The 20601-nt window shown below is 63.7% G+C and carries 16 protein-coding genes; 7 read left to right on the top strand and 9 right to left on the bottom strand.

The window, feature by feature from the left end; all coding sequences use genetic code 11:
- Nucleotides 1-168: 168 nt before the first annotated feature.
- Genes FJ950_RS21965 through FJ950_RS21950 form a run of 4 tightly spaced genes read left to right on the top strand, consistent with a single transcriptional unit; the run spans nucleotide 169 to nucleotide 5811 of the window.
- Complete coding sequence (locus FJ950_RS21965; RefSeq protein ID WP_041163488.1) at nucleotides 169-843, top strand: response regulator transcription factor; 675 nt, start codon at nucleotides 169-171, stop codon at nucleotides 841-843.
- Nucleotides 844-851: 8 nt separating this feature from the next.
- Complete coding sequence (locus FJ950_RS21960) at nucleotides 852-2327, top strand: ATP-binding protein (RefSeq protein WP_140618542.1); 1476 nt, start codon at nucleotides 852-854, stop codon at nucleotides 2325-2327.
- A complete protein-coding gene (locus FJ950_RS21955; protein ID WP_140618540.1) occupies nucleotides 2327-5287 on the top strand; it encodes a bifunctional [glutamine synthetase] adenylyltransferase/[glutamine synthetase]-adenylyl-L-tyrosine phosphorylase in 2961 nt (986 codons plus the stop codon). Before FJ950_RS21960 ends, FJ950_RS21955 begins: the two co-directional genes overlap by 1 nt.
- A gap of 50 nt (nucleotides 5288-5337) precedes the next feature.
- Nucleotides 5338-5811, top strand: coding sequence for a hypothetical protein (locus FJ950_RS21950; RefSeq protein ID WP_140618538.1), 474 nt, complete (start codon nucleotides 5338-5340; stop codon nucleotides 5809-5811).
- A 46-nt stretch (nucleotides 5812-5857) separates the two neighbouring features.
- On the opposite strand, the gene FJ950_RS21945 is transcribed toward FJ950_RS21950, so the two are convergent.
- Together FJ950_RS21945 and pepN are read right to left on the bottom strand one after the other, a co-directional pair.
- A complete protein-coding gene (locus tag FJ950_RS21945) occupies nucleotides 5858-8179 on the bottom strand; it encodes a PAS domain-containing sensor histidine kinase (RefSeq protein WP_140618536.1) in 2322 nt (773 codons plus the stop codon).
- A 196-nt stretch (nucleotides 8180-8375) separates the two neighbouring features.
- Entirely contained in the window at nucleotides 8376-11021 is a 2646-nt protein-coding gene (gene pepN, locus FJ950_RS21940; protein ID WP_140618534.1) for an aminopeptidase N, read from the bottom strand.
- 270 nt (nucleotides 11022-11291) lie between these two features.
- Here pepN and FJ950_RS21935 point away from each other — a divergent pair, with 270 nt between their 5' ends.
- Entirely contained in the window at nucleotides 11292-12257 is a 966-nt protein-coding gene (locus FJ950_RS21935) for a DMT family transporter (protein WP_140618532.1), read from the top strand.
- Here the strand turns inward: FJ950_RS21935 and FJ950_RS21930 are convergent, their stop codons facing one another.
- From FJ950_RS21930 to FJ950_RS21920, 3 genes are all read right to left on the bottom strand, one after another.
- The gene (locus tag FJ950_RS21930) at nucleotides 12258-13061 is read right to left on the bottom strand and encodes a helix-turn-helix transcriptional regulator (protein ID WP_015318612.1); all 804 of its coding nucleotides are present in this window, start codon (nucleotides 13059-13061) and stop codon (nucleotides 12258-12260) included. It abuts the gene before it with no gap.
- A 53-nt stretch (nucleotides 13062-13114) separates the two neighbouring features.
- The gene (locus FJ950_RS21925) at nucleotides 13115-13981 is read right to left on the bottom strand and encodes a uracil-DNA glycosylase (protein WP_140618530.1); all 867 of its coding nucleotides are present in this window, start codon (nucleotides 13979-13981) and stop codon (nucleotides 13115-13117) included.
- 90 nt (nucleotides 13982-14071) lie between these two features.
- On the bottom strand, nucleotides 14072-14716 hold the full coding sequence (locus tag FJ950_RS21920) for a hypothetical protein (RefSeq protein ID WP_015318610.1): 645 nt from the start codon (nucleotides 14714-14716) through the stop codon (nucleotides 14072-14074).
- A 220-nt stretch (nucleotides 14717-14936) separates the two neighbouring features.
- Between FJ950_RS21920 and FJ950_RS21915 the strand changes: the two genes are divergently transcribed.
- Both FJ950_RS21915 and FJ950_RS21910 read left to right on the top strand, forming a co-directional pair.
- The gene (locus FJ950_RS21915) at nucleotides 14937-16616 is read left to right on the top strand and encodes an electron transfer flavoprotein-ubiquinone oxidoreductase (RefSeq protein ID WP_140618528.1); all 1680 of its coding nucleotides are present in this window, start codon (nucleotides 14937-14939) and stop codon (nucleotides 16614-16616) included.
- Nucleotides 16617-16754: 138 nt separating this feature from the next.
- The gene (locus FJ950_RS21910) at nucleotides 16755-17351 is read left to right on the top strand and encodes a DUF922 domain-containing protein (protein ID WP_015318608.1); all 597 of its coding nucleotides are present in this window, start codon (nucleotides 16755-16757) and stop codon (nucleotides 17349-17351) included.
- Between the two features lie 63 nt (nucleotides 17352-17414).
- Here the strand turns inward: FJ950_RS21910 and FJ950_RS21905 are convergent, their stop codons facing one another.
- The 4 genes from FJ950_RS21905 to FJ950_RS29575 form a co-directional block, all read right to left on the bottom strand.
- Nucleotides 17415-18413: an endonuclease/exonuclease/phosphatase family protein gene (locus FJ950_RS21905; protein ID WP_181171397.1), complete on the bottom strand. Its 999-nt coding sequence runs from the start codon at nucleotides 18411-18413 to the stop codon at nucleotides 17415-17417.
- Nucleotides 18414-18559: 146 nt separating this feature from the next.
- Complete coding sequence (locus FJ950_RS21900) at nucleotides 18560-20020, bottom strand: AMP nucleosidase (protein WP_246677741.1); 1461 nt, start codon at nucleotides 20018-20020, stop codon at nucleotides 18560-18562.
- Between the two features lie 117 nt (nucleotides 20021-20137).
- Entirely contained in the window at nucleotides 20138-20332 is a 195-nt protein-coding gene (locus tag FJ950_RS21895) for a hypothetical protein (RefSeq protein ID WP_015318605.1), read from the bottom strand.
- 40 nt (nucleotides 20333-20372) lie between these two features.
- Nucleotides 20373-20528, bottom strand: coding sequence for a hypothetical protein (locus FJ950_RS29575; RefSeq protein WP_181166393.1), 156 nt, complete (start codon nucleotides 20526-20528; stop codon nucleotides 20373-20375).
- Nucleotides 20529-20601: the final 73 nt, after the last annotated feature.

Raw genomic sequence — 20601 nt, 5'->3', positions numbered from 1 at the left:
GCAGGTAACGACATGACCGGGAACTGGCATGTTCGGCCTAACGACGCCACGGAACAAAGATTTTATCGCGTACGCTCTCGATCGTCTTGATCGCGATGCGCTTTGGCAAAGGCTAAAATGCAGATGCCGGCTACTCAACCTTCAAGCGAAATCGCGTATAACGGCCCTATGAAGATTCTCGTCATAGAAGACGATCGCGAGGCTGCGGATTATCTGCAGAAAGCCTTCACCGAAGCCGGTCATACCGCGCATGTTGCGGGTGACGGCGAGACCGGCTTCGCGCTTGCCGATGCGGGTGACTACGATGTGATGGTCATCGATCGGATGATGCCGCGCCGCGACGGCCTGTCGGTTATTGCCGCCCTCCGCTCCAGGGGCAACACGACGCCGGTGCTCATCCTTTCGGCGCTGGGCGAAGTCGATGACCGGGTCACCGGCCTGCGCGCCGGCGGTGACGATTACCTGACCAAGCCCTATGCCTTTTCCGAACTTCTGGCTCGTGTCGAGGTGCTCAACCGACGCGCCAGCGCCAAGGAGGCCGAGACCGTCTACCGGGTTGGCGATCTTGAACTCGACAGGCTATCGCATTCTGTCCGCCGGGCGGGCCGTGAGATCACGCTCCAGCCACGCGAATTCCGCCTGCTCGAATATCTCATGCGCCATGCCGGCCAGGTTGTGACGCGCACGATGCTGCTCGAAAATGTCTGGGACTATCATTTCGATCCGCAGACCAATGTCATCGACGTCCACGTCTCCCGGCTGCGCGGCAAGATCGAAAAGGGCTTCGACAAGCCGATCCTGCATACCGTTCGCGGCGCCGGCTACATGCTGAAGGGCGGCTAGGCGGCGGCATGGCGCTTTCCGTGCCCGCCATCATGAAGACGACGGCCGCGCGGCTTTCGGCGCTCTATCTCTTGCTCTTCGCGCTCTGCGCGGTGCTGCTCGTCCTCTATATGACTTCGCTCTCGGCGCGCATGCTGACCGGGCAGACGCAGGAGACCATCAACGACGAGGTGCTCGGCCTTGCCCGCGCCTATCAGCGCGGTGGCCTTCCCGTATTGGTCCGCGTGGTCGAGGCCCGCTCGCGGCAGCCCGGCGCCAATCTCTATCTGATCGCCGATGCCAACGGCCAGATCCTGACCGGTAACGTGCAGAGCCTCGAGCCGGGCGTTCTCGAAAACGAAGGCTGGACCACCAGCCCTTTTTCCTATCAGCGCTTTGGCGAGGGAGAACTCGACCGTCTACGCAACTTGCCTGCCGACAAGGGGACCGCACAGCCCGACCAGAGCGACACGCAAGCGCAGGGCGAGAAGGGCCACAACGCCATTGCCCTGGTGCTGCGGCTGCCGAACCAGATGATCATGCTGGTCGGCCGCGATCTCGGGGAACCAGAGCGGTTCCGTGCCGTCATCCGCCGTTCGCTGATGCTGGCGCTCGGCATGATGGCCCTGGGTGGCATCCTGATCTGGTTCTTTGTCGGCCGCGCGGCGCTGAAGCGTATCGATGGCGTATCGGAGGCAAGCCGGCGCATCATGGGCGGGGATCTCTCCGGCCGGCTGCCGGTAACCGGCGCCGGCGACGAGTTCGACCGGCTTTCGGAAAACCTCAACGCCATGCTGGCCAGGATCGCCACGCTCAACGAAGGCCTCAAGCAGGTTTCCGACAACATCGCGCATGACCTCAAGACGCCGCTGACCCGGCTGCGCAACCGGGCCGAAGCGACGCTTTCCGGCAAGCAGAAGACATCGGACTATCGACAGGCGCTGGAAGGCACCATCGCCGAGTCCGACCAGTTGATAAAGACCTTCAACGCCATCCTGATGATCTCCCGCCTGGAGGCGGGCTATTCTTCCGAGCACACCAGCCGCGTCGATCTGGCGGTGGCCGTCCGTGATGTCGTCGAACTCTATGAGCCGGTGGCCGAGGAGGCTGGCGTTTCGCTGGACGCCGAGGTGAATGGTGCTTTTGTCGTCGACGGCAACCGCGAGCTGATCGGCCAGGCGCTCTCCAACATCGTCGACAATGCGATCAAGTACTCGACCGATTCGACGTCCAAGCCGGCGGTCCGTGTAAAGCTCGAACGCACGCATGGCGAGATCAGGCTTTCCGTCACGGACAATGGCCAGGGCATTCCCGACGACGCCGATCGCGCCCGGGCGACGGAGCGCTTCGTGCGGCTGGAGAAGAGCCGTTCGCAGCCTGGTTCCGGCCTTGGCCTCAGTCTCGCCAAGGCGGTCATGACATTCCATTACGGCCGGCTTGACCTGCTGCCTGGCAATCCAGGACTATCCGTGGTCATGAGTTTCCCGGCACGCGAGGATCACTGATGGCGGCCGTTGCCAAGCGGAGCAAGACAGACTGGCTGCTCAGCCTGGAAACCCCGCTTGCCCCGCTCGACGCAGCCCGGGCACGACAGGAGCTGGCCGAAATCGCGGACGCAGCGCGCGAAGAGGGGCTGACACGGGTGGCCAAATTCCTGGCCGGCAAAGGCAAGGCGCAGGATCTCCTCGCCGCTGTCTTCGACCTTTCGCCATTCCTGCGCGACACGGCGCGCCGCCGGCCGCAAATCCTGGACGGGCTGTTCGACCTGCCGATAGAGGCCCGTCTGAAGGCGATCACCGCCGCGATCGACCAGGCGCCGCTGGCCGAAACGGCCTCGGAATCCGGCCTGATGATGGCGCTGCGCCGGCATAAGGCAGAGGCGCATTTCCTGATCGCGCTCGCCGATCTTTCGGGCGAAGCCGAAACCTCGCTGACCGTAAGGCGGTTGAGCGATCTCGCCGACGCCTGCACCCGCGCGGCAGTCGATTTCCTGCTGCGTGACGCGCATGGCCAGGGCAAGCTCAAGCTGCCCGACCTCGACAACCCCTCGCATCGATCGGGCTGGATCCTGCTCGGCATGGGCAAGCTCGGCGCGCATGAGCTGAATTTCTCCTCCGACATCGACCTCGTCGTGTTCTTCGATCCGGAGGCACCCGCCGTGGTCGATCCTCTCGACGCCACCGACCTGTTCTCACGCCTGACGCGCCGGCTGGTTCGCATCCTGCAGGACCGCACCGAGCACGGCTATGTCTTCCGCACCGATCTGAGGTTGCGTCCCGATCCCGGCTCCACCCCGCTGGCTATCCCGGTTGAAGCCGCGCTTCGCTACTACGAAGCGCGTGGCCAGAACTGGGAGCGTGCCGCGATGATCAAGGCCCGCCCGGTGGCCGGCGATCTCGCCGCGGGCGATGCCTTCCTCAAGGAGCTCCAGCCCTATATCTGGCGCAAATACATGGATTACGCGGCGATTGCCGACGTCCATTCGATCAAGCGCCAGATTCATGCTCATAAGGGCCATGGCGAGATCGCGGTGAAGGGGCACAACGTCAAGCTCGGGCGCGGCGGCATCCGCGAGATCGAGTTCTTCGTCCAGACCCAGCAGCTCATCGCCGGCGGCCGCTTTCCGGAGCTGCGCGGCCGCGAAACCGTGCCGATGCTCGGTCAGCTCGCGGCCCGAGGCTGGATCACATCAGACGCAAGAGACGCACTCGCCCTCCAGTACTGGTTCCTGCGCCGGGTCGAACACGCCATCCAGATGGTGGCCGACGAGCAGATGCACACGCTGCCGGAAGACGATGAAGGGCTGGAGCGCATCGCCCGCATGCTGGGCTTCGCCGACGCCGCCGCGTTCGCCGGGGCCTTCCGTGCCTCGCTGCAGCAGGTCGAGCGCCACTATGCGGCGCTGTTCGAAACCGCGCCCGAGCTTTCGGCCGGCATCGGCAACCTGGTCTTCACCGGTGACGTCGACGACCCGGACACGCTGCAGACCCTGAACGGCCTCGGCTTTCAGCGGCCGAGCGATATCTGCCGTGTCATCCGCGGCTGGCATTTCGGCCGCTATCGCGTCACCCAGTCGGCGGAGGCGCGCGAGCGGCTGACGGAACTGACGCCGGCACTGCTCAAGGCCTTTGGCCAGACGCGCCGGGCCGACGAGGCGCTGGTCCGTTTCGACGAGTTCCTCGCCGGCCTGCCGGCCGGCATCCAGCTGTTTTCGCTGCTGCAGTCGAATCCCGCACTGCTCAAGCTGATGGCGACGATCATGGGCGCGGCACCAAGGCTGGCGGCCATCATCACTCGCCGGCCGCATGTCTTCGACGGCTTGCTCGACCCGGCATTGCTGACCGAGCTGCCAGACCGCGCCTATCTCTCGGGGCGGCTTTCCGCCTTCCTCGAGGGCGACAGGGCCTATGAGGACGTGCTCGACCGCTTACGCATATTTGCTTCCGAACAGAAATTCCTCATCGGTGTGCGGCTGCTCGCGGGCTCGATCGACCCGGCCCGCGCCGGCCGCGCTTTCTCCGATCTGGCGGACCTGACCATTGCGGCGGCGTTGCAAGCGGTGATCGCCGAATTCGCGGTGCGCCACGGCACGATCGCCGGTGGCGTGGTTTCGCTGCTCGGCATGGGCAAGCTCGGCAGCCGCGAATTGACGGCCGGATCGGATGTCGATCTCATCCTGCTTTACGATCACGATGCGGACGCCGAGGACTCCGATGGTGAAAAGCCGCTGGCGCCGTCGCACTACTACACCCGCATGACGCAGCGGCTGATATCCGCGGTATCGGCGCCAACGGCGGAAGGGGTGCTTTACGAGCTCGACCTGCGTTTGCGGCCGTCCGGCAACAAGGGACCGGTCGCCACCCATATCGATGCCTTCAAGAAATACCAGCGCCAGGAAGCCTGGACCTGGGAACACATGGCGCTGTCGCGGGCGCGGCCGATTGCTGGCGACGCCGGTCTCTGCGCCGAGGTTGAAACGGAAGTCGCCGCGCTACTCGGCCAGCCACGCGACGGGGCGAAGGTGAAAACCGAAGCCTCCGACATGCGTGCCATGATCGAGCAGGAAAAGCCGCCCCGCGACCTGTGGGACATCAAGCTGATCCCGGGCGGTCTGATCGATCTCGAATTCATCGCCCAGGTGGCTGTCATCACTGGGCAGGTCGAGCCCGGGCCGCGCGCCACCGGCACGGCTGAGATCCTGTCTCGTCTGACGCCCCATTTCGCCAATGCCGTGATCAGGCAGGACCTTGGCGAGGCTTACGCCCTTTATCTGGCGCTGACCCAGATGACGCGGCTGTGCCTTACCGGACCGTTCGAACGTGACGACGTTCCGCCGGGGCTTTCGGATCTGCTTCTGGCGGTCACCGACCTGCCGGATTTCGGTGTGCTGGAAGCACATCTCAAGGAGACGTCGCAAAAGGTCAGGAAGGATTTCGACCTTCTGCTTCGTGCCGGAGGGTCGTGACCAACGACCGTTCGGCCGCGTCGGGGGTGACGATGCAACAGGAGAAAACCATGAGAAAGACAACCAAGCTCGCACTTGCCTACATCGCCCTGGCCGGAGCCGTCGGCGGCGCGGCCTATGCCGAGAACCTCGACAGCGCCAACGTGCGTGAGCGCACCATGATGCGGCTCGACAAGGCGATGAAGGACAATGACGGCAAAATCACTTTCGACCAGTTCTCCGATGTCATGGACGCGCGGCTCAAGAAGCTTGTCGCTGATAAGGGCGGCAAGCTGACTGTCGCTCAACTCGCCGACGCGCTGGAGAAGGCGCGCTTCGAACGCATGGCCAGGCGCATCATCGCCCGTTACGACAGCAAGGGCGACGGCACGCTGACATCGGATGACATCATCGGCCGCGAAAAGAAGCTTTTCGCGATGCTCGACAAGAACAATGACGGCAAGATCGAGAAGGGCGAACTGCCGAAGGACGGGCGCGATGACCGTCAATGGGATGGCGAAGGCAACGAAGGCGGCGTGCAGTAAGATTTGGTTGATACGGGCTCCGACATCGCCAACCGGAGCCTGTCGCTCAGGCCGCGGCCTTGACCGCCGTTGGCGCCTTCTTCACGGGAATGCGCACCGATACGATCGTGCCGACGCTTTCGGTCGAGCGGATCTTCAGTGCACCGCCTTGCAACTCGGCCAGCGAGCGCGAAATGGCAAGGCCAAGGCCGGAGCCGGCATGGTTCTTGGAAAACTGGTTCTGCACCTGCTCGAAGGGGCGCCCCAGCTTGCCGAGGGCTTCCTTCGGGATACCGCAGCCATTGTCCTCGATCGTCAGCACCAGCGCGCCTGACGTGTTGCGGGCCCTGACCGATATGTGGCCGCCCTGGCCGGTGAATTTCACCGCGTTGGACAGGAGATTGATGACGATCTGCTTGATCGCCCGGCGATCGGCAAACAAAGTCAAGGCGTCGGCAATGCGCGTTTCCACGGTGATCGCCTTCTGCGCCGCCTGCAGAGAGACGACACGCACCGTCTCGCTGATCAGCGGACCGAGGTCGATCTGTTCCTGGTCCAGCGAGAACTGGCCGGCTTCGATCTTGGACATGTCGAGAATGTCGTTGATGACGCCGAGCAGATATTTGCCGCTGCTGTTGATGTCGGTGGCGTACTCCTCGTAGCGCTCCGAGCCCAACGGACCGAACAGCCTCTGTTCCATCAGTTCGGAGAAGCCGATGATGGCGTTGAGCGGTGTGCGCAGTTCATGCGACATGTTGGCCAGGAATTCGGATTTGGCCCGGTTCGCCGCTTCGGCGCGCTCGGTTTCCTTCATGTATTTGCGGTTGAGGTCGACCAGTTCGCGCGCCCGTTCCTCTTCGGCCCGGCGGGCGAGGCTGAGATCATGGATCGTCGCCATCAGCCGGCGTTCGCTGTCGACGAGTTTCTCCTGGTGCAATTTGATCTGGGTGATATCGGACCCGACCGAGACGATGCCACCGTCCCTGGTCCTGAGCTCGTTGACCTGCAGCCAGCGGCCGTCGGACAGCTGCCGCTCGAACGTGGCGCCGCCCTGCGGACCGTTGGTATTGGCGAGCCGGCGCTCCGAAGCGAAGGCCAGCATCCGCTCTTCCAGGGAAGCGCGCGTCACACCTGGCATCACGTCGCGATCCGAGAGCCCGTTGTCCTGCTGATATTTGGAATTGCACATGATCAAGTTTTGAGCCGAATCCCACAGCACGAAGGATTCATTGATGTTCTCGATCGCGGTCCTCAGGCGAAGATCGGCCGCTTCGGAGCGCAGCGCCAGGTGGCGCTGCTCGGTGACGTCGACGGCGATGCCTATGAGCTGGATCTCCGGCGCTTCCGGGTCCATGACCTGGGCGCGGGCGCGCATCCACACCCACTGGCCATCGGCATGCCGCATCCGGAACACCTGGTCGATGTGGTCGATCTCGCGCGCGACGATCCTGTTGGCGAGTTCGAACAGGTCGCCATCCTCGGGATGGATGATCTCGTCGACCTCGCCGAAGGACAGCATCGTCTCGCAGGGCTCATAGCCGAGCATGTCGTACATCGAGCGTGACCAGTACATCTTGCCGCGCACCATGTCCCAGTCCCACAGGCCGCAGCGGCCGCGGACCAGCGCCATGTCGATACGCTGATGCGCTTCGACATAGATGCGGTCGGCTGCCTGCGCGCGCGCCGCCTGTCCGAAATAGGCATAGAGGATGATGATCAGCACGCCGGCCGTCAGCACAAACAGGGTGACGTTGAGCGAGACGGTCTTGCGCCACGTGTCGAAGACCGCCTCTTGGGGGACGAGCGCCGCCGCGGCTCCCTTCCTGTCCTTGCTCAGGCTGACCGCCGCGTACCAGTCCTGCCCGCCGATGTTGACCTCCATGACGCCGGCCCGGTCGCCGAACATGAACAGAGGTTGGCCGCCCTGGACGAGGCCGTCGAGCGAATGGCCTTGCCAGGGCACCGAACGCGGCGTCACCGCGGTGATCCTGAAGGCGCTGTCGGTGATGACCAGCACATGGCTGCGGCCCATGGCGCCCTGGCGGCTGGTGGTCTCCAGCAGGTCCTGGGTGGCGCCCGGCAGCGTGTCCGCTGTGGTGGCGAGCGAACTGGCGAGCTGCGCGGCGGCCAGCGTCAGGATAGCCTTGGCATCGCGCTCCACGTCGTCGCGCTCGTTCATCAGCGAGACTACACGCAGCGCCGCGATGACGAGCAGGAAGATGACGATGAGGGCCGGTATCGACCGGCGCAGCAGCGGTTCGGCCGCCAGAAGCCGCTTGTAGGCCGGTTCGGCAATGAGCCGCGTATTCCCGGCAAGGCCGTCGCCGCGCGTCTCGCGACGCGCAAAAACCATCCCACCGGGCGCGCCCCACGCGTCCGCCTTTGCCATAAATGGCACTCCCCGATTTCAGTATGCCGCATTTCTATGTGCTGGTGATCCGGCAACACCGCACTTCCGAATCGCCATTAAAGAATCAAAGGTGATTCGCCTTGTCCAGTGGTCGGGCGAAAAAAGATTAAAAATCGACTAAAATAATGGGCTTTTAGAACCCTGCCTTCTCCCGCAGGGAAGAAGGCGGGAGCGCCTAAGCCAACGTGCGCTCGACGATGTCGCGCAGATCCGCCGACAGGTTTTCGGCATTGGCGATCGAAACCAGCACTTCCCGGGCCTGGGCTTGCCTGCCCGGTTCGAGCGAGCGCCATGACCTGAGCGCCGTCGCCAGTCTTGCCGCCACTTGCGGATTGCGCTTTTCAACCTCGAGCACCGTCTGGGCGAAGAAGCGGTAGCCTTCGCCGTCGGCGCGGTGAAAGCCGGTCTGGTTGGCGCTGGAGAATGTGCCGATCAACGAGCGCACCCGGTTCGGATTGCCCATCGAGAAGCCGGCATGAGCGGTCAGGGCGCGAACCGTCTCCACCGCCTGCGGCCCAGGCACGCTGGCCTGGATCTGGAACCATTTGTCCATCACCAGCGGGTCCGACGCATATGTCTGTTCGAAAGCCGCCAGCGCCTTGCTTGCCTCCGGCGATCCGTGGTGGCGATGCGCAAGCACGGCCAATGCGGCCGCCCGGTCGGTCATGTTGCTCGCGGACTGGAAATGCCCGGCCGCCAACGCCGCTCCACCTGGCAGCAGCGAGAGATAATCCAGCAGAATGTTGCGCAAGGCGCGCCGTCCGGCACTCGCCGCGTCGGGGCTGAAAGCGCTCTTCTCGGCAAGGCTGTCGTAGAGGCCGGAAAATGCCTCGCCATTGGCCATGCCGATCGCCAGCGCAAGCGCCTGTCGGGCCGCATGGATGGCGTCGGGATCGATGTTCTTGCCGATGTCGCGGGCGATGTCGGCGTCTCCAGGCAGCGCCAGGGCCAGGGCCCGATAGGCTGGCTCCAGCGTCTCGTCGCTGGCGATGCTGCCGGCAAGCTCGGTCAGCCGTGGGGCGAAGTCCGGCTGTTTGCCGCCAAGGATCTGGCGGAAGGCAGCGATCAGAGCATCGGTCAACAGCGTGTTGAAGGCCTGCCAGCGCGAGAAGGCGTCGCTGTCATGGCGGGCGAGGAAGTACTGGTCGGCCGCCTTCTGCTCGGCCGACAGCGTCACCGGCGCCGAAAAGCCACGGTTGAGCGACACCGCCGGGCGCTCGGCCACGCCCGAGAAACGCACCACATGGCGACGCTTGCGGACATGGATGACGCCGTCCTCGACGTTGGCGCCCTCGACGCCGCTATACGCGACAGGTTTGCCGCCGGCGCCGATCAGGCCGAAGGCGAGCGGGATATGCATCAGCCGCTTGCGGCTTTCGGAGGGCGTCGGCGGCACCGACTGCTCGATCTCGAGCGTGAATTCCTGTGCGGCCGGATTGTGCGTCGAACTCACCGTCAGGTTGGGTGTGCCCGCCTGATGATACCATAGCGCGAATTGCGACAGGTCGCGGCCGGACGCGTCCTCGAACACCTTTATGAAATCCTCGATGGTCGCGGCCTCGCCGTCGTGGCGTTCGAAATAGAGGTCCATGCCGGCGCGAAAGACCTCGGCCCCGAGAATGGTGCGGATCATGCGCACCACTTCGGAGCCTTTCTCGTATATCGTCGCCGTATAGAAATTGTTGATCTCGCGGTAGCGGCGCGGCCGCACGGGATGCGCCAGCGGGCCCTGGTCCTCGGGAAACTGGTGGGCCCGCAGCGTGCGCACCTCGGCGATGCGCTTGACAGCGCGCGAGCGCTGGTCGGCGGAGAACTCATGATCGCGGAAGACCGTCAGCCCTTCCTTCAGGCAAAGCTGGAACCAGTCGCGGCAAGTGATTCTGTTGCCTGTCCAATTGTGGAAATATTCATGCGCGATGATCGCCTCGATATTGGCGAAATCGGCGTCCGTCGCCGTCTCCTGGTCGGCCAGCACGTATTTGTCGTTGAAGATGTTGAGGCCCTTGTTCTCCATCGCGCCCATGTTGAAGTCCGACACGGCGACGATGTTGAAGACGTCGAGGTCGTACTCGCGGCCAAACGCCTCCTCGTCCCATTGCATCGACCGCTTCAGCGCGTCCATCGCGTAGCCGGCGAGCGCCTCCTTGCCGGGCTCGACATAGATGCCGAGCTCGACCTTGCGGCCGGACTTGGTGACGAAATTGTCGGCCACCTGGCCGAGATTGCCGGCCACCAGCGCGAACAAATAGGATGGTTTGGGGAAGGGGTCGTGCCATGTGGCGTAGTGCCAGCCTTCGGCGTGATCGCCGCTCTCGACCGGATTGCCGTTCGACAGGAGCAGCGGCGCCTCGTCGCGTCGCGCCTCGATGCGCACCGTGTAGACGGACAGGATATCGGGGCGGTCGAGGAAATAGGTGATGCGGCGAAAACCCTCCGCCTCGCATTGCGTGCAGTACACGTTGTTCGAGCGGTAAAGGCCCATCAAGGCCTCGTTGCCGGCTGGGGCCAGTTCGGTTTCGATCAGCAGCTGGAAACGAGGTGCCGCCGGCGGTTTGAGCAGGGTCAGTTGGTCGGGGCTCGCCAGCAGATCCGCCGGTCTCACCACCTTGCCGTCGACCTCGACGCGTTTGAGCGTCAACCCATCGCCGTCGAGCACCAGCGGAGCCGACGTGGATATGTCCTCGCGGCGTTCGACGGTCAGTATCGCGGCGACGACCGTTGCCTGCGGCGAAAGACGGAATTCAAGGCTGGTTTCCGGAATGAGGTAGTCGCTGGGGCGATAGTCCTCGAGTTTGAAGACCTGGCCTGTATCGGTGCGCATTCCCTGGCTTTTCCTGTCTTTTCCGGGGACCGGACATGATCTGACCGGTCCAAAAATTTGAAGTCCGCGCTCTTTACACGAAACACTCCCTCGACAAAACTGCGGCAGGGCCTAATTCAGGTCATCCTTTCCTTGTCGCGAGGCAGTCATGACGGCCGTCACACCGAAATTCGGGATGGGCGCTTTCGTTCGGCGCGCCGACAATTTCCCGTTCTGCCATTTCGAGAACCGTAGCGTGCCCTCGACCGCGGGCAGAGACGCATTGCCAAAGTGACATCAGGAGCGGGGGCGCAACCAGAGACGACGGGCGGCCACGGCACCCTGAGAGGCATCGTGCTGAAGATCGTCTCCGTGGCGGTTTTTGTCGGCATGCAAACCTGTATCAAGGCGGCAGGCGATGTGCCTGCCGGGCAGATCGTCTTCTTTCGTTCCTTCTTCGCCATCTTCCCGATCATTGTCTTCCTGACGTTGAAGGGACATCTGGCCACGGCATTTGTGACGAAACGCCCCTTCAACCACGTCGCGCGTGGCGTCGTCGGCGTCGGTGCCATGGGGCTCGGCTTTTTCGCGCTCACCAGGCTGCCTCTTCCCGAGGCGATCACCCTGAACTATGCACAGCCGCTGCTGGTCGTGGTGTTCTCCTCGGTCTTCCTTGGCGAGACGATCCGCGTCTATCGCTGGAGCGCTGTCGCGATCGGCCTCATTGGCGTGCTCGTCATTTCCTGGCCGGAGCTGACGCTGCTCAATTCGGATGAAGGTCTCGACGACCAGGAGGTCCTGGGCGTCATGGCCGCGCTGGCGGCCGCGGCAATCTCCGCTGTCGCCATGCTGTTGGTGCGCAATCTCGTGCAGACGGAGAAGACGGCGACCATCGTGCTATGGTTCTCGTCGACGGCGAGCGTGCTCTCGCTGTTGACGCTGCCCTTCGGCTGGCAGTCGCTGACGCCAATACAAGCCACGTTGCTCATCCTCGCCGGCTTTTGTGGCGGGCTCGGCCAGATTTTGATGACCGCGGCCTATCGTCATGCCGAAGCCTCGGTCGTGGCGCCTTTCGAATACACCTCGATGATCCTCGGCGTCGTCGTCGGCTATTTCGTTTTCGGCGACGTGACCTCGCCCGGCACGCTGGTCGGTGGCGTGATCGTGGTCGCCGCCGGCATCTTCATCATCTGGCGCGAACGGCAGCTGGGTCTGGAACGGACGCGCACCCGCAAAGCTGCGCTGCCGCAAGGGTGATCAGGACCGTTCCTTCGCCAAGCGTACCAGCATCGCCCGTGTCTGCTCATCGGCCGGGAAAAAGGATTCGATCGCCAGTTCCGAAAGGGTGACATCCAGTGGCGTGCCAAACACGGTGATGGTGCTGATGAAGGAAAGCACCGTGTCGCCATGGGCAAGCCGCAGCGGATGCACGATCGCATTCGGCTCGACTGGCGCCGGCCGGCTGCTCTGCAGGCCAGAGGGGTAGCCGCGAAGCTCTTGCTCCAATGCCACCAGCACCGGGTCACCGGCGGCATCGTTCTGATGTTTCAGCCGTTCGAGCAGGTGGGTGCGCCATTCCTGGAGGTTCACGATCCGTGGCGCGACACCACCTGGGTGCAGGCTGAGCCGCAGCACATTGACGGGTGGCTGGAGCAGAGAGGGCTCGGAAACATCGGCCAGGAATGGCCCGATCGCCGTGTTCGCCGCAACCAGGTTCCAGTGCCGGTCCACCGCCAATGCCGGAAACGGCTCATGCCCCTTGAGCACCATCTCGACCGCCGCCATTGCCGGTGCCAGCGTCGTATCGGTGAGCGGCCGTTCGCTGAAGCTCGGCGCGAAGCCCGCGGCCAGCAGCAATTGATTGCGCTGCCGCAGCGGGATCGCAAGCTGCTCGGCCAGATGCAGCACCATGTCGCGCGAGGGCGCGGCACGCCCGCTTTCGACGAAGGAGAGATGCCGTTGCGAGATCTCGGCCTCCATGGCGAGGTCGAGCTGGCTCATGCGACGTCGCGTGCGCCATTCGCGGATCAGGCTACCGGCGGAGGTTTGGGGCGTTGTCATGCAGGACGACTAGGCTGACGCTGAATGTATTTCAATTACCTGCAAGGTCATCGTTAGCTCACTTCCCGCAGCTTCGCCTTCACTTCGAGAAAATCCCGCCATGCGAGCTTCTTGTGCGCGGGGGTGCGCAAGAGATAGGCCGGGTGCAGTGTCGGCATGGCTGGAATGGCAATGCCGGAACCCGTTGTGTGCACGCGCCAGTTGCCGCGCAGCCGCAGGATTCCTTCCGAGGTGTTGAGCAGGGTCTTGGCCGACGGGCCGCCGAGATTGATCAGCACCTTGGGATTGACCAGCTCGATCTGACGCTCGATGAACGGCCGGCAGATCTCGGTCTCGTGCGGCGTCGGCGTGCGGTTGCCGGGTGGGCGCCAGGGAATGACGTTGGCGATGTAGACCGAGCTACGGTCGAGGCCGATCGCAGCCAGCATCCGGTCGAGCAGGCGGCCCGAGCGGCCGACGAAGGGCAGTCCTTCAATGTCCTCGTCACGGCCTGGGGCTTCACCGACCAGCATGACAGCCGCTTGCGGGTTGCCGTCGGCGAATACCAGGTTCTTGGCGGTCGCCTTGAGATTGCAGCCCTCGAAAGCGGCCATGTGCTGGCGTAATTCGTCCAGCGACATTGCCGCGGTCGCCAGCTGGCGCGCCAGCGCCGCCTGCGCTTCGTCGGGCACGGCCGAGGTCGGCGGGCGCGGGGCCGGAGCATCCGGCACGGCGCGCCCATCGAGGCGCGGCGGAGCCGTGGGCGGCTCCGGTGCCTTGCTTTCGCGCGGCGCCGCCGGCGTGCGCTCCGCCGGCTTCGGCACGGCCTCCGCGAACCGATTGACCGGCGCATCCTCCAAAGCCTCGTCAACACCCGCGCTGGCATAGAAGGCGAGCAGATCGGCCAAATCGACCGGATTGTTGGGAGAGGCGGCAGTCATGGCCGCACCATCGTCCGGGCGGGATCAATTTGCAACCTCGGCGAGGTCGATGGCGGCAGCCAATCCCGCCTGCCAAGGTGAGGTCGCGGTCTAGCCAGTGGGTATGCGTGGATCCTGAACCAAATAGAAGGTCCATCGCGGCGTGTAGTCGGTCATCAGGAATTCGAAGCTGGCGGTCTTCAGCGGGTCCACCTTGCCGTTTTTGAACAGCAGCCGGTCATAGGGCTCGAAATCGCGGTCGAAATCGGCGAAATTGCTCGACCAGATATTGTCGGGCGTCTTGTTGCGCTGGTCGAACGAAAGCCCGTCTCCGAACACGCTTGGCTGGTCCAGTATTTCCTGAAGCTCGAACTGGAACTCGATCCAGGCCTGGCCGCTGTTGTTGAGCACGTCAATGCGCATATACATGATGCCATTGGCGAACTCGCCTGCTCTGCCGAATGCCTGGATCGGCTTTGTGGTGCGGATGGTCAGCGTCACGGGTGTCGCCGAATTCAGCTCTTCGGTGATGACCAGCGGATCGTCCTTGGTTCCGATGCCGGAGGCTCCGGTGATGCGGAAACCGCCAAGCTCGTCGGAAAACGAGTATGCGCCTGTCGCCCAGACCTTCACTTCATCCGCGACGGCATGACACGGGCTCGACGCCAGAAGGGCCAAAATAAGCGCCCGGCAGGCCCGGCCGGGCGTTGATGGAAAGCGCGTCGAAGAGAAGCCGCCTGGCCCGGGAATGCGCATGGCGGGAAGTATGGCCGATAAGCAAGCCGTCGAACAATAAAAAACGCAAGCCTTGCGGGCCGCGCCGCGTGGAAATGGCCTCTCTGCCGCGCAAAGCGCGACTTTTTGGCCAAATCGGCATTGTCACGTATGCGCCGGTTTCCTGTCGCCAATTGATGCGCTATGCAGCGCAGGAGCCAGCAAGATACGCCAACGGCGGCAAGCCAGTGCGGAGGGGTTGATGAGCGATATCGAACGCGAAAGCATGGAATTCGACGTGGTCATCGTCGGTGCCGGACCGGCCGGCCTTGCCGCGGCCATCCGCCTCAAGCAGGTCAATCCCGAGCTCTCCGTCGTCGTGCTGGAAAAGGGCGGCGAAGTCGGCGCCCACATCCTGTCGGGGGCCGTCGTCGATCCGATCGGCATCGACCGGTTGCTGCCTGGCTGGCGCGAGGAGGATGGTCATCCCTTCAAGACGCCGGTCACTGCGGACCATTTCCTGGTGCTCGGCCCCGCCGGTTCGTTCCGCCTGCCCAACATCTTCATGCCGCCGCTGATGAACAACCACGGCAACTATATCGTCTCGCTCGGCAACGTCTGCCGCTGGCTGGCTGGCAAGGCCGAGGCGCTCGGCGTCGAGATCTACCCAGGCTTTGCCGCGGCCGGCCTGCTCTACAATGAAGAAGGTGCCGTCACCGGCGTCGTCACCGGAGACATGGGCGTCGAGAAGGACGGCACGCATGGTCCAGGCTTCGCGCCGGGCATGGCGTTGATGGGCAAATATGTGCTGATCGGCGAAGGCGCGCGCGGTTCGATGGCCAAGCAGTTGATCGCTAGATATAAACTCTCCGATGGCCGCGAGCCCGGCAAATACGGCATCGGCCTCAAGGAACTCTGGCAGGTCAAGCCGGAGAACCATCGGCCGGGTCTGGTGCAGCATTCCTTCGGCTGGCCGCTGGACATGAAGACTGGCGGCGGTTCGTTCCTCTATCATCTGGAGGATAATCAGGTGGCGGTCGGCTTCGTCCTCCACCTCAATTACAAGAATCCCTATCTGTCGCCTTTCGAGGAATTCCAGCGCTTCAAGACCCATCCGGCGATCGCGGGCACGTTCGACGGCGCCAAGCGCCTGGGCTACGGCGCGCGCGCCATAACCGAGGGCGGCTGGCAGTCAGTGCCGAAATTGTCGTTCCCGGGCGGTGCGCTGATGGGGTGCGCGGCGGGCTTCGTCAACGTGCCGCGCATCAAGGGCTCCCACAATGCGGTGCTGTCGGGGATGCTGGCGGCCGAGCATGTCGCCGAGGCGATCGGCGCCGGCCGAGCCAATGACGAGCTTTCCGCCTATGAGGATGCCTGGCGGGCGACCGACATCGGCAAGGACCTGAAGAAGGTGCGCAACGTCAAGCCGCTGTGGTCGCGCTTCGGCACCATCATCGGCGTCAGCCTCGGCGGCCTCGACATGTGGCTGAACACGCTGTTCGGCGTCTCGCCCTTCGGCACGCTGAAGCACGGCAAGGCCGACTATGCCACGCTCGAGCCTGCCGCCCAGCACAAGAAGATCGTCTATCCGAAGCCGGATGGCGTGCTGACCTTCGACCGTCTGTCCTCGGTGTTCCTATCCAACACCAATCACGAGGAAAACGAGCCGGTCCATCTGCTGGTCGGCGACATGGACCTGCAGAAACGCTCGGAACATGATGTCTTTGCCGGACCTTCCACACGCTATTGCCCGGCCGGCGTCTACGAATGGGTCGACAAGGACGGCAACGCCGCCGCCGACCCGCAGGCGAAGGATGTGCGCTTCGTCATCAACGCGCAGAACTGCGTCCACTGCAAGACCTGCGACATCAAGGACCCGAACCAGAACATCGACTGGGTGCCCCCGCAAGGCGGTGAAGGACCGGTCTACCAGGGCATGTGACCCCTGCGCCGCCGGGCCGTCCAGGGCGCGGCAGCAAAATTGCAGCGGAGTTCTGGCTTCGAGACCATGCAGCGCAGCAGAATCGTTGAAACTATCACCGGCTTATGGTTCCCTTCTCCTGGGACAAGGAGAAGGCCGATGCGCCGGACAGTTCTGACATGCCTCGCCGTCATCGGGACACTGTGCGCGCCTGAGGCCTTTGCCGGCACCAGGGCAATCGTCCAGACGCGGACCTACGACATCACGGGAAACTCGGGTACGGCCTTCATCGACGCGATGGACAGCAAGGGGCCCAAGCATGGCTTCATGACGCATGCCATCGCCACAACCGCCTATACGGTCGACTGGGATCTCGGCGGAGGCCAGGACAACGGCGTCTGCCGGCTGCGGCGGGTCAACGGCACGCTCAATCTGTTCTACACCTTCCCTCGCGTCGGCTCGCCCATGGCGCCGACCTTGAAGAGGCGTTGGAACAGGTTTTTCGCCGGTGTTCGCGCCCATGAGGAAACACATGGGCGCATCGCCAGGGAGATGATGCGCGTGACAGAAAGGTCGATAACTGGCCTGCGGGTCGCCAACGACCCGTCATGCGACAAGGCGCGCCGCGAGGCTCGGCTTCGCATCAAGGCCGTTTATGCAGAATATGAGGCGAGGCAAAACGCCTTCGATCGGCGTGAGCATCGCGATGGCGGCCATGTCGAACATCTGATCGCTGCCTTGATCGGGAAACCTTGAACGAGCAATCCGTTCGCCATCTCAACGCTTCGCCGCGGCGCGGGTGCTCCATTCGTTGACGCGTCAGCCGTGCGGCTCAGCAGGCAAATCGTGCGCCGCGAGCGCGGTGGCGTGCCCATCCTCAGGCTGTTTCTCATCGGACCGGACCAAGAATTCGACCAGCACCGGCAGGTGGTCGGAGCCGGCATCTTCCAGCCGCGTCGAAGACAGGATCGTCACGCCGCCTTTGCTGAACACCTGATCGATCGGCAGGCCTGCATAGCGGCGCAGGAAGTCGGGCAGCGTCCGGTGGATCCACGTCGGGCCGGCGGAAGGCATGAGTGTCAGCCCGCCGAGAGCCGCGACCCGCCGCACCGCGGCACTCCACGGCACGGCGTTGCAATCGCCTGCCATGATTGCGGTCTCGCCGAGCAAGGCCAGTGGCTGCGCCAGTTCGCCGATCTGCCAGTATTGCTCCTTCGGCCAGGGCCAGCTCAAATGAATCGCGGCGACATCGACATCGGTGCCGCCGAAGTCGACCGTGGCGATGGCCATCGCGCCGCGCGGCTCGCAGCGCGGCGCGGCGTCGGCGGCAAAGGGCCGGCGCGACAGCAGCGCCACGCCGAACATGCCGTTTGGGTAGGGGCAGAGGATTCGGTAGGGGTAGGCGCTGGCGATGTAGCCAAGCTCGGTCGTCCACATCTGCGACACCTCGTCGAGCGTGATCACGTCCGGATTGGTGCGGCCGATCAGTGAGAGCACTTTCTTAGGTGTTGGGTTGTTGAAGCGCAGATTCATCTGCAGCAGGCTGTAGACGATCTGGCCGGTCGGCTTGGCGGCCGCCTGTTGTGGCCACCATTTGGGCAGCGCACCCGTCGTTGTGGCCAGGCAGAAAATGGCAAAAAGCAGCCCAGCCGCGGCTTGCAGCCGAAACGAGCTGGCGAGCAGCGGCAGCGCCAGAAGTGCCATCAGCACGCTGAGATGAATGCGGAAATGCGAGAAGGAATCGAACGCCGGGTGCAGTGCGCCGAAAAATCCGGCCAACAAAGCCGTCATCGCCAGGAATGCCAGCCCAGCCGTCATGTTCAAGCGCGCGCCTGTTGCCATTGAGGTCGTGTCTGCGAGGTTGTATCCGCTGAATGCCGCCTGTCGGTCCGTTCGATTTGCTTATCGGCCAAATTGCGGCCTGAGCAAGACGACGAATTGCCTCGCCGAGGCTTCGCGGTCGCCTACTGGAATGCCGTTTCCGAAAAGCTCCGGAGCTTGCGCGAATGCAGCCGCTCCATCGGCATCTCCGCCAGCTTCTCCATCGCCCTGATGCCGATAGTCAGGTGCTGCGCCACCTGCCGCTTGTAGAATTCGGTTGCCATGCCAGGCAGCTTCAACTCGCCATGCAGCGGCTTGTCGGAAACGCACAGCAGCGTGCCGTAGGGGACGCGGAAGCGGAAGCCATTGGCGGCGATGGTCGCCGATTCCATGTCGAGCGCAATGGCGCGCGACTGCGACAGCCGCTGCACCGGTCCGCGCTGGTCGCGCAGTTCCCAGTTGCGGTTGTCGATGGTGGCGACGGTGCCGGTACGCATGATGCGCTTCAAATCATAGCCCGACAGGCCGGTGACCTCGGCGACGGCTTCCTGCAGCGCGACCTGGATCTCGGCCAACGGCGGGATCGGCACCCAGACCGGAAGATCGTCGTCCAGCACGTGGTCCTCGCGCACATAGGCATGCGCGAGCACATAGTCGCCGAGCGCCTGGGTGTTGCGCAGCCCGGCGCAGTGACCAAGCATCACCCAGGCATGTGGCCGAAGCACAGCGATATGATCGGTGATGGTCTTGGCGTTGGAAGGACCCACGCCGATATTGACCATGGTGATGCCGCCATGGTTCGGCTTCTTCAGATGGTAGGCAGGCATCTGCGGCAGGCGCTGTGGCGCTACGCCTTCGCTGGGCGCGCTCTGCCCGGCCCGGGTGATAACGTTGCCAGGTTCGACAAATTCCGTGTAGCCGTCACCGCCCTTTTCCATCAGGTCGCGGGCGCGGGCGACGAACTCGTCGATATAGAATTGATAGTTGGTGAACAGCACGAAGTTCTGGAAATGCTGCGGGCTGGTTGCGGTGTAGTGCGTCATGCGGTGCAGCGAATAGTCGATGCGCTGCGCCGTGAACGGCGCCAGCGGCCGGGGCTCGCCGAAGGCCACTTCGAACGTGCCATTGGCGATCTGATCGTCGGTGCCGTCGAGATCCGGCACGTCGAACAGGTCGCGGATCGGCCGCTTGATGCGTTCGGCAGCGGCGCCGTCAACATAGGTGCCTTCCAGAAAAGCGAAATGCAGCGGGATCGGCGTGGTCGATTCCGAGACGGCTACCGACACGCCGTGATTGCGCATGATCAGCCGAAGCTGCTCGATGAGGTAGGTCTCGAACAGGTCCGGCTGGGTAACCGTGGTGGCGAAATGACCTGGTGTTGGCATGTGGCCATAGGCCTGGCGCGAATCGACCTGGGTGAACGAACTCGTGGTGACGCCGATCTCGGGGTAGAAGGCCCGGTAGCGCTTGCTGCTGTCGCCGCCGGCGGCTAGGGCCGCGAAGGAATCGCGCAGAAACTTGGTATTGCGGTCGTAGAGCACCTGCAGCGCGGCAACGGCCTTTTCGGCGTTATCGAAGCTTTGCCGGCCAAAGGGCTCGGGCATGACGACAGATTCGATGGCTTGGGGATAGATTCGCTTTTCCATGGCTCAATATAGAGACTTGGACGGGCGGTTGGGAGGGGGCTCGCCGCCGAAGGCACTCAAAGCGCCCTTTTTTCTTCAACCCCGCTGCAGGCTGACCAGTAGTACGAACCCGACGCCTGACTTTCTGAGCGCCGGCGCCTCGATCGTCGAGCCGCTATCGGCGCGCATCATCGGCACCGCCAGGACCGGAGCGGCCAGAAGTATCAGGATGAGCGCCGCCCGCGGCAGGAGCCGGAGGGTCTTGGAGAGGTTGGCGGCGATGCGGTTCATGATCTCTGTGCTCTTCTTTTCGAGGTCCGGGTTCTCTGCTTCAGTGACGAAAATCGGTCGGGCAGGCGAGATGGCACATTCTGGTGGCGCCGTCCCAGGAGCGCGGGGAACGGCCCGCTTCGGCGACAAGGATGGCGAAGAACATTCCAAACAGGCTCATCAGCAGGCAGACGATGGTGAAGCGGCGAGCAAGCATTGGGTCCGTGTCTCCTTCAACACGCATGAGAATGCCCTGACGCCTCTGAACCGGCTCTGATGCCGGCGTTCAT

Origin of the sequence: Mesorhizobium sp. B2-3-14, from assembly GCF_006442175.1 — a bacterium.
In the GTDB taxonomy this organism is placed as follows: Bacteria; Pseudomonadota; Alphaproteobacteria; order Rhizobiales; family Rhizobiaceae; genus Mesorhizobium; species Mesorhizobium australicum.
This window is presented reverse-complemented; position numbering and strand designations above follow the sequence as displayed.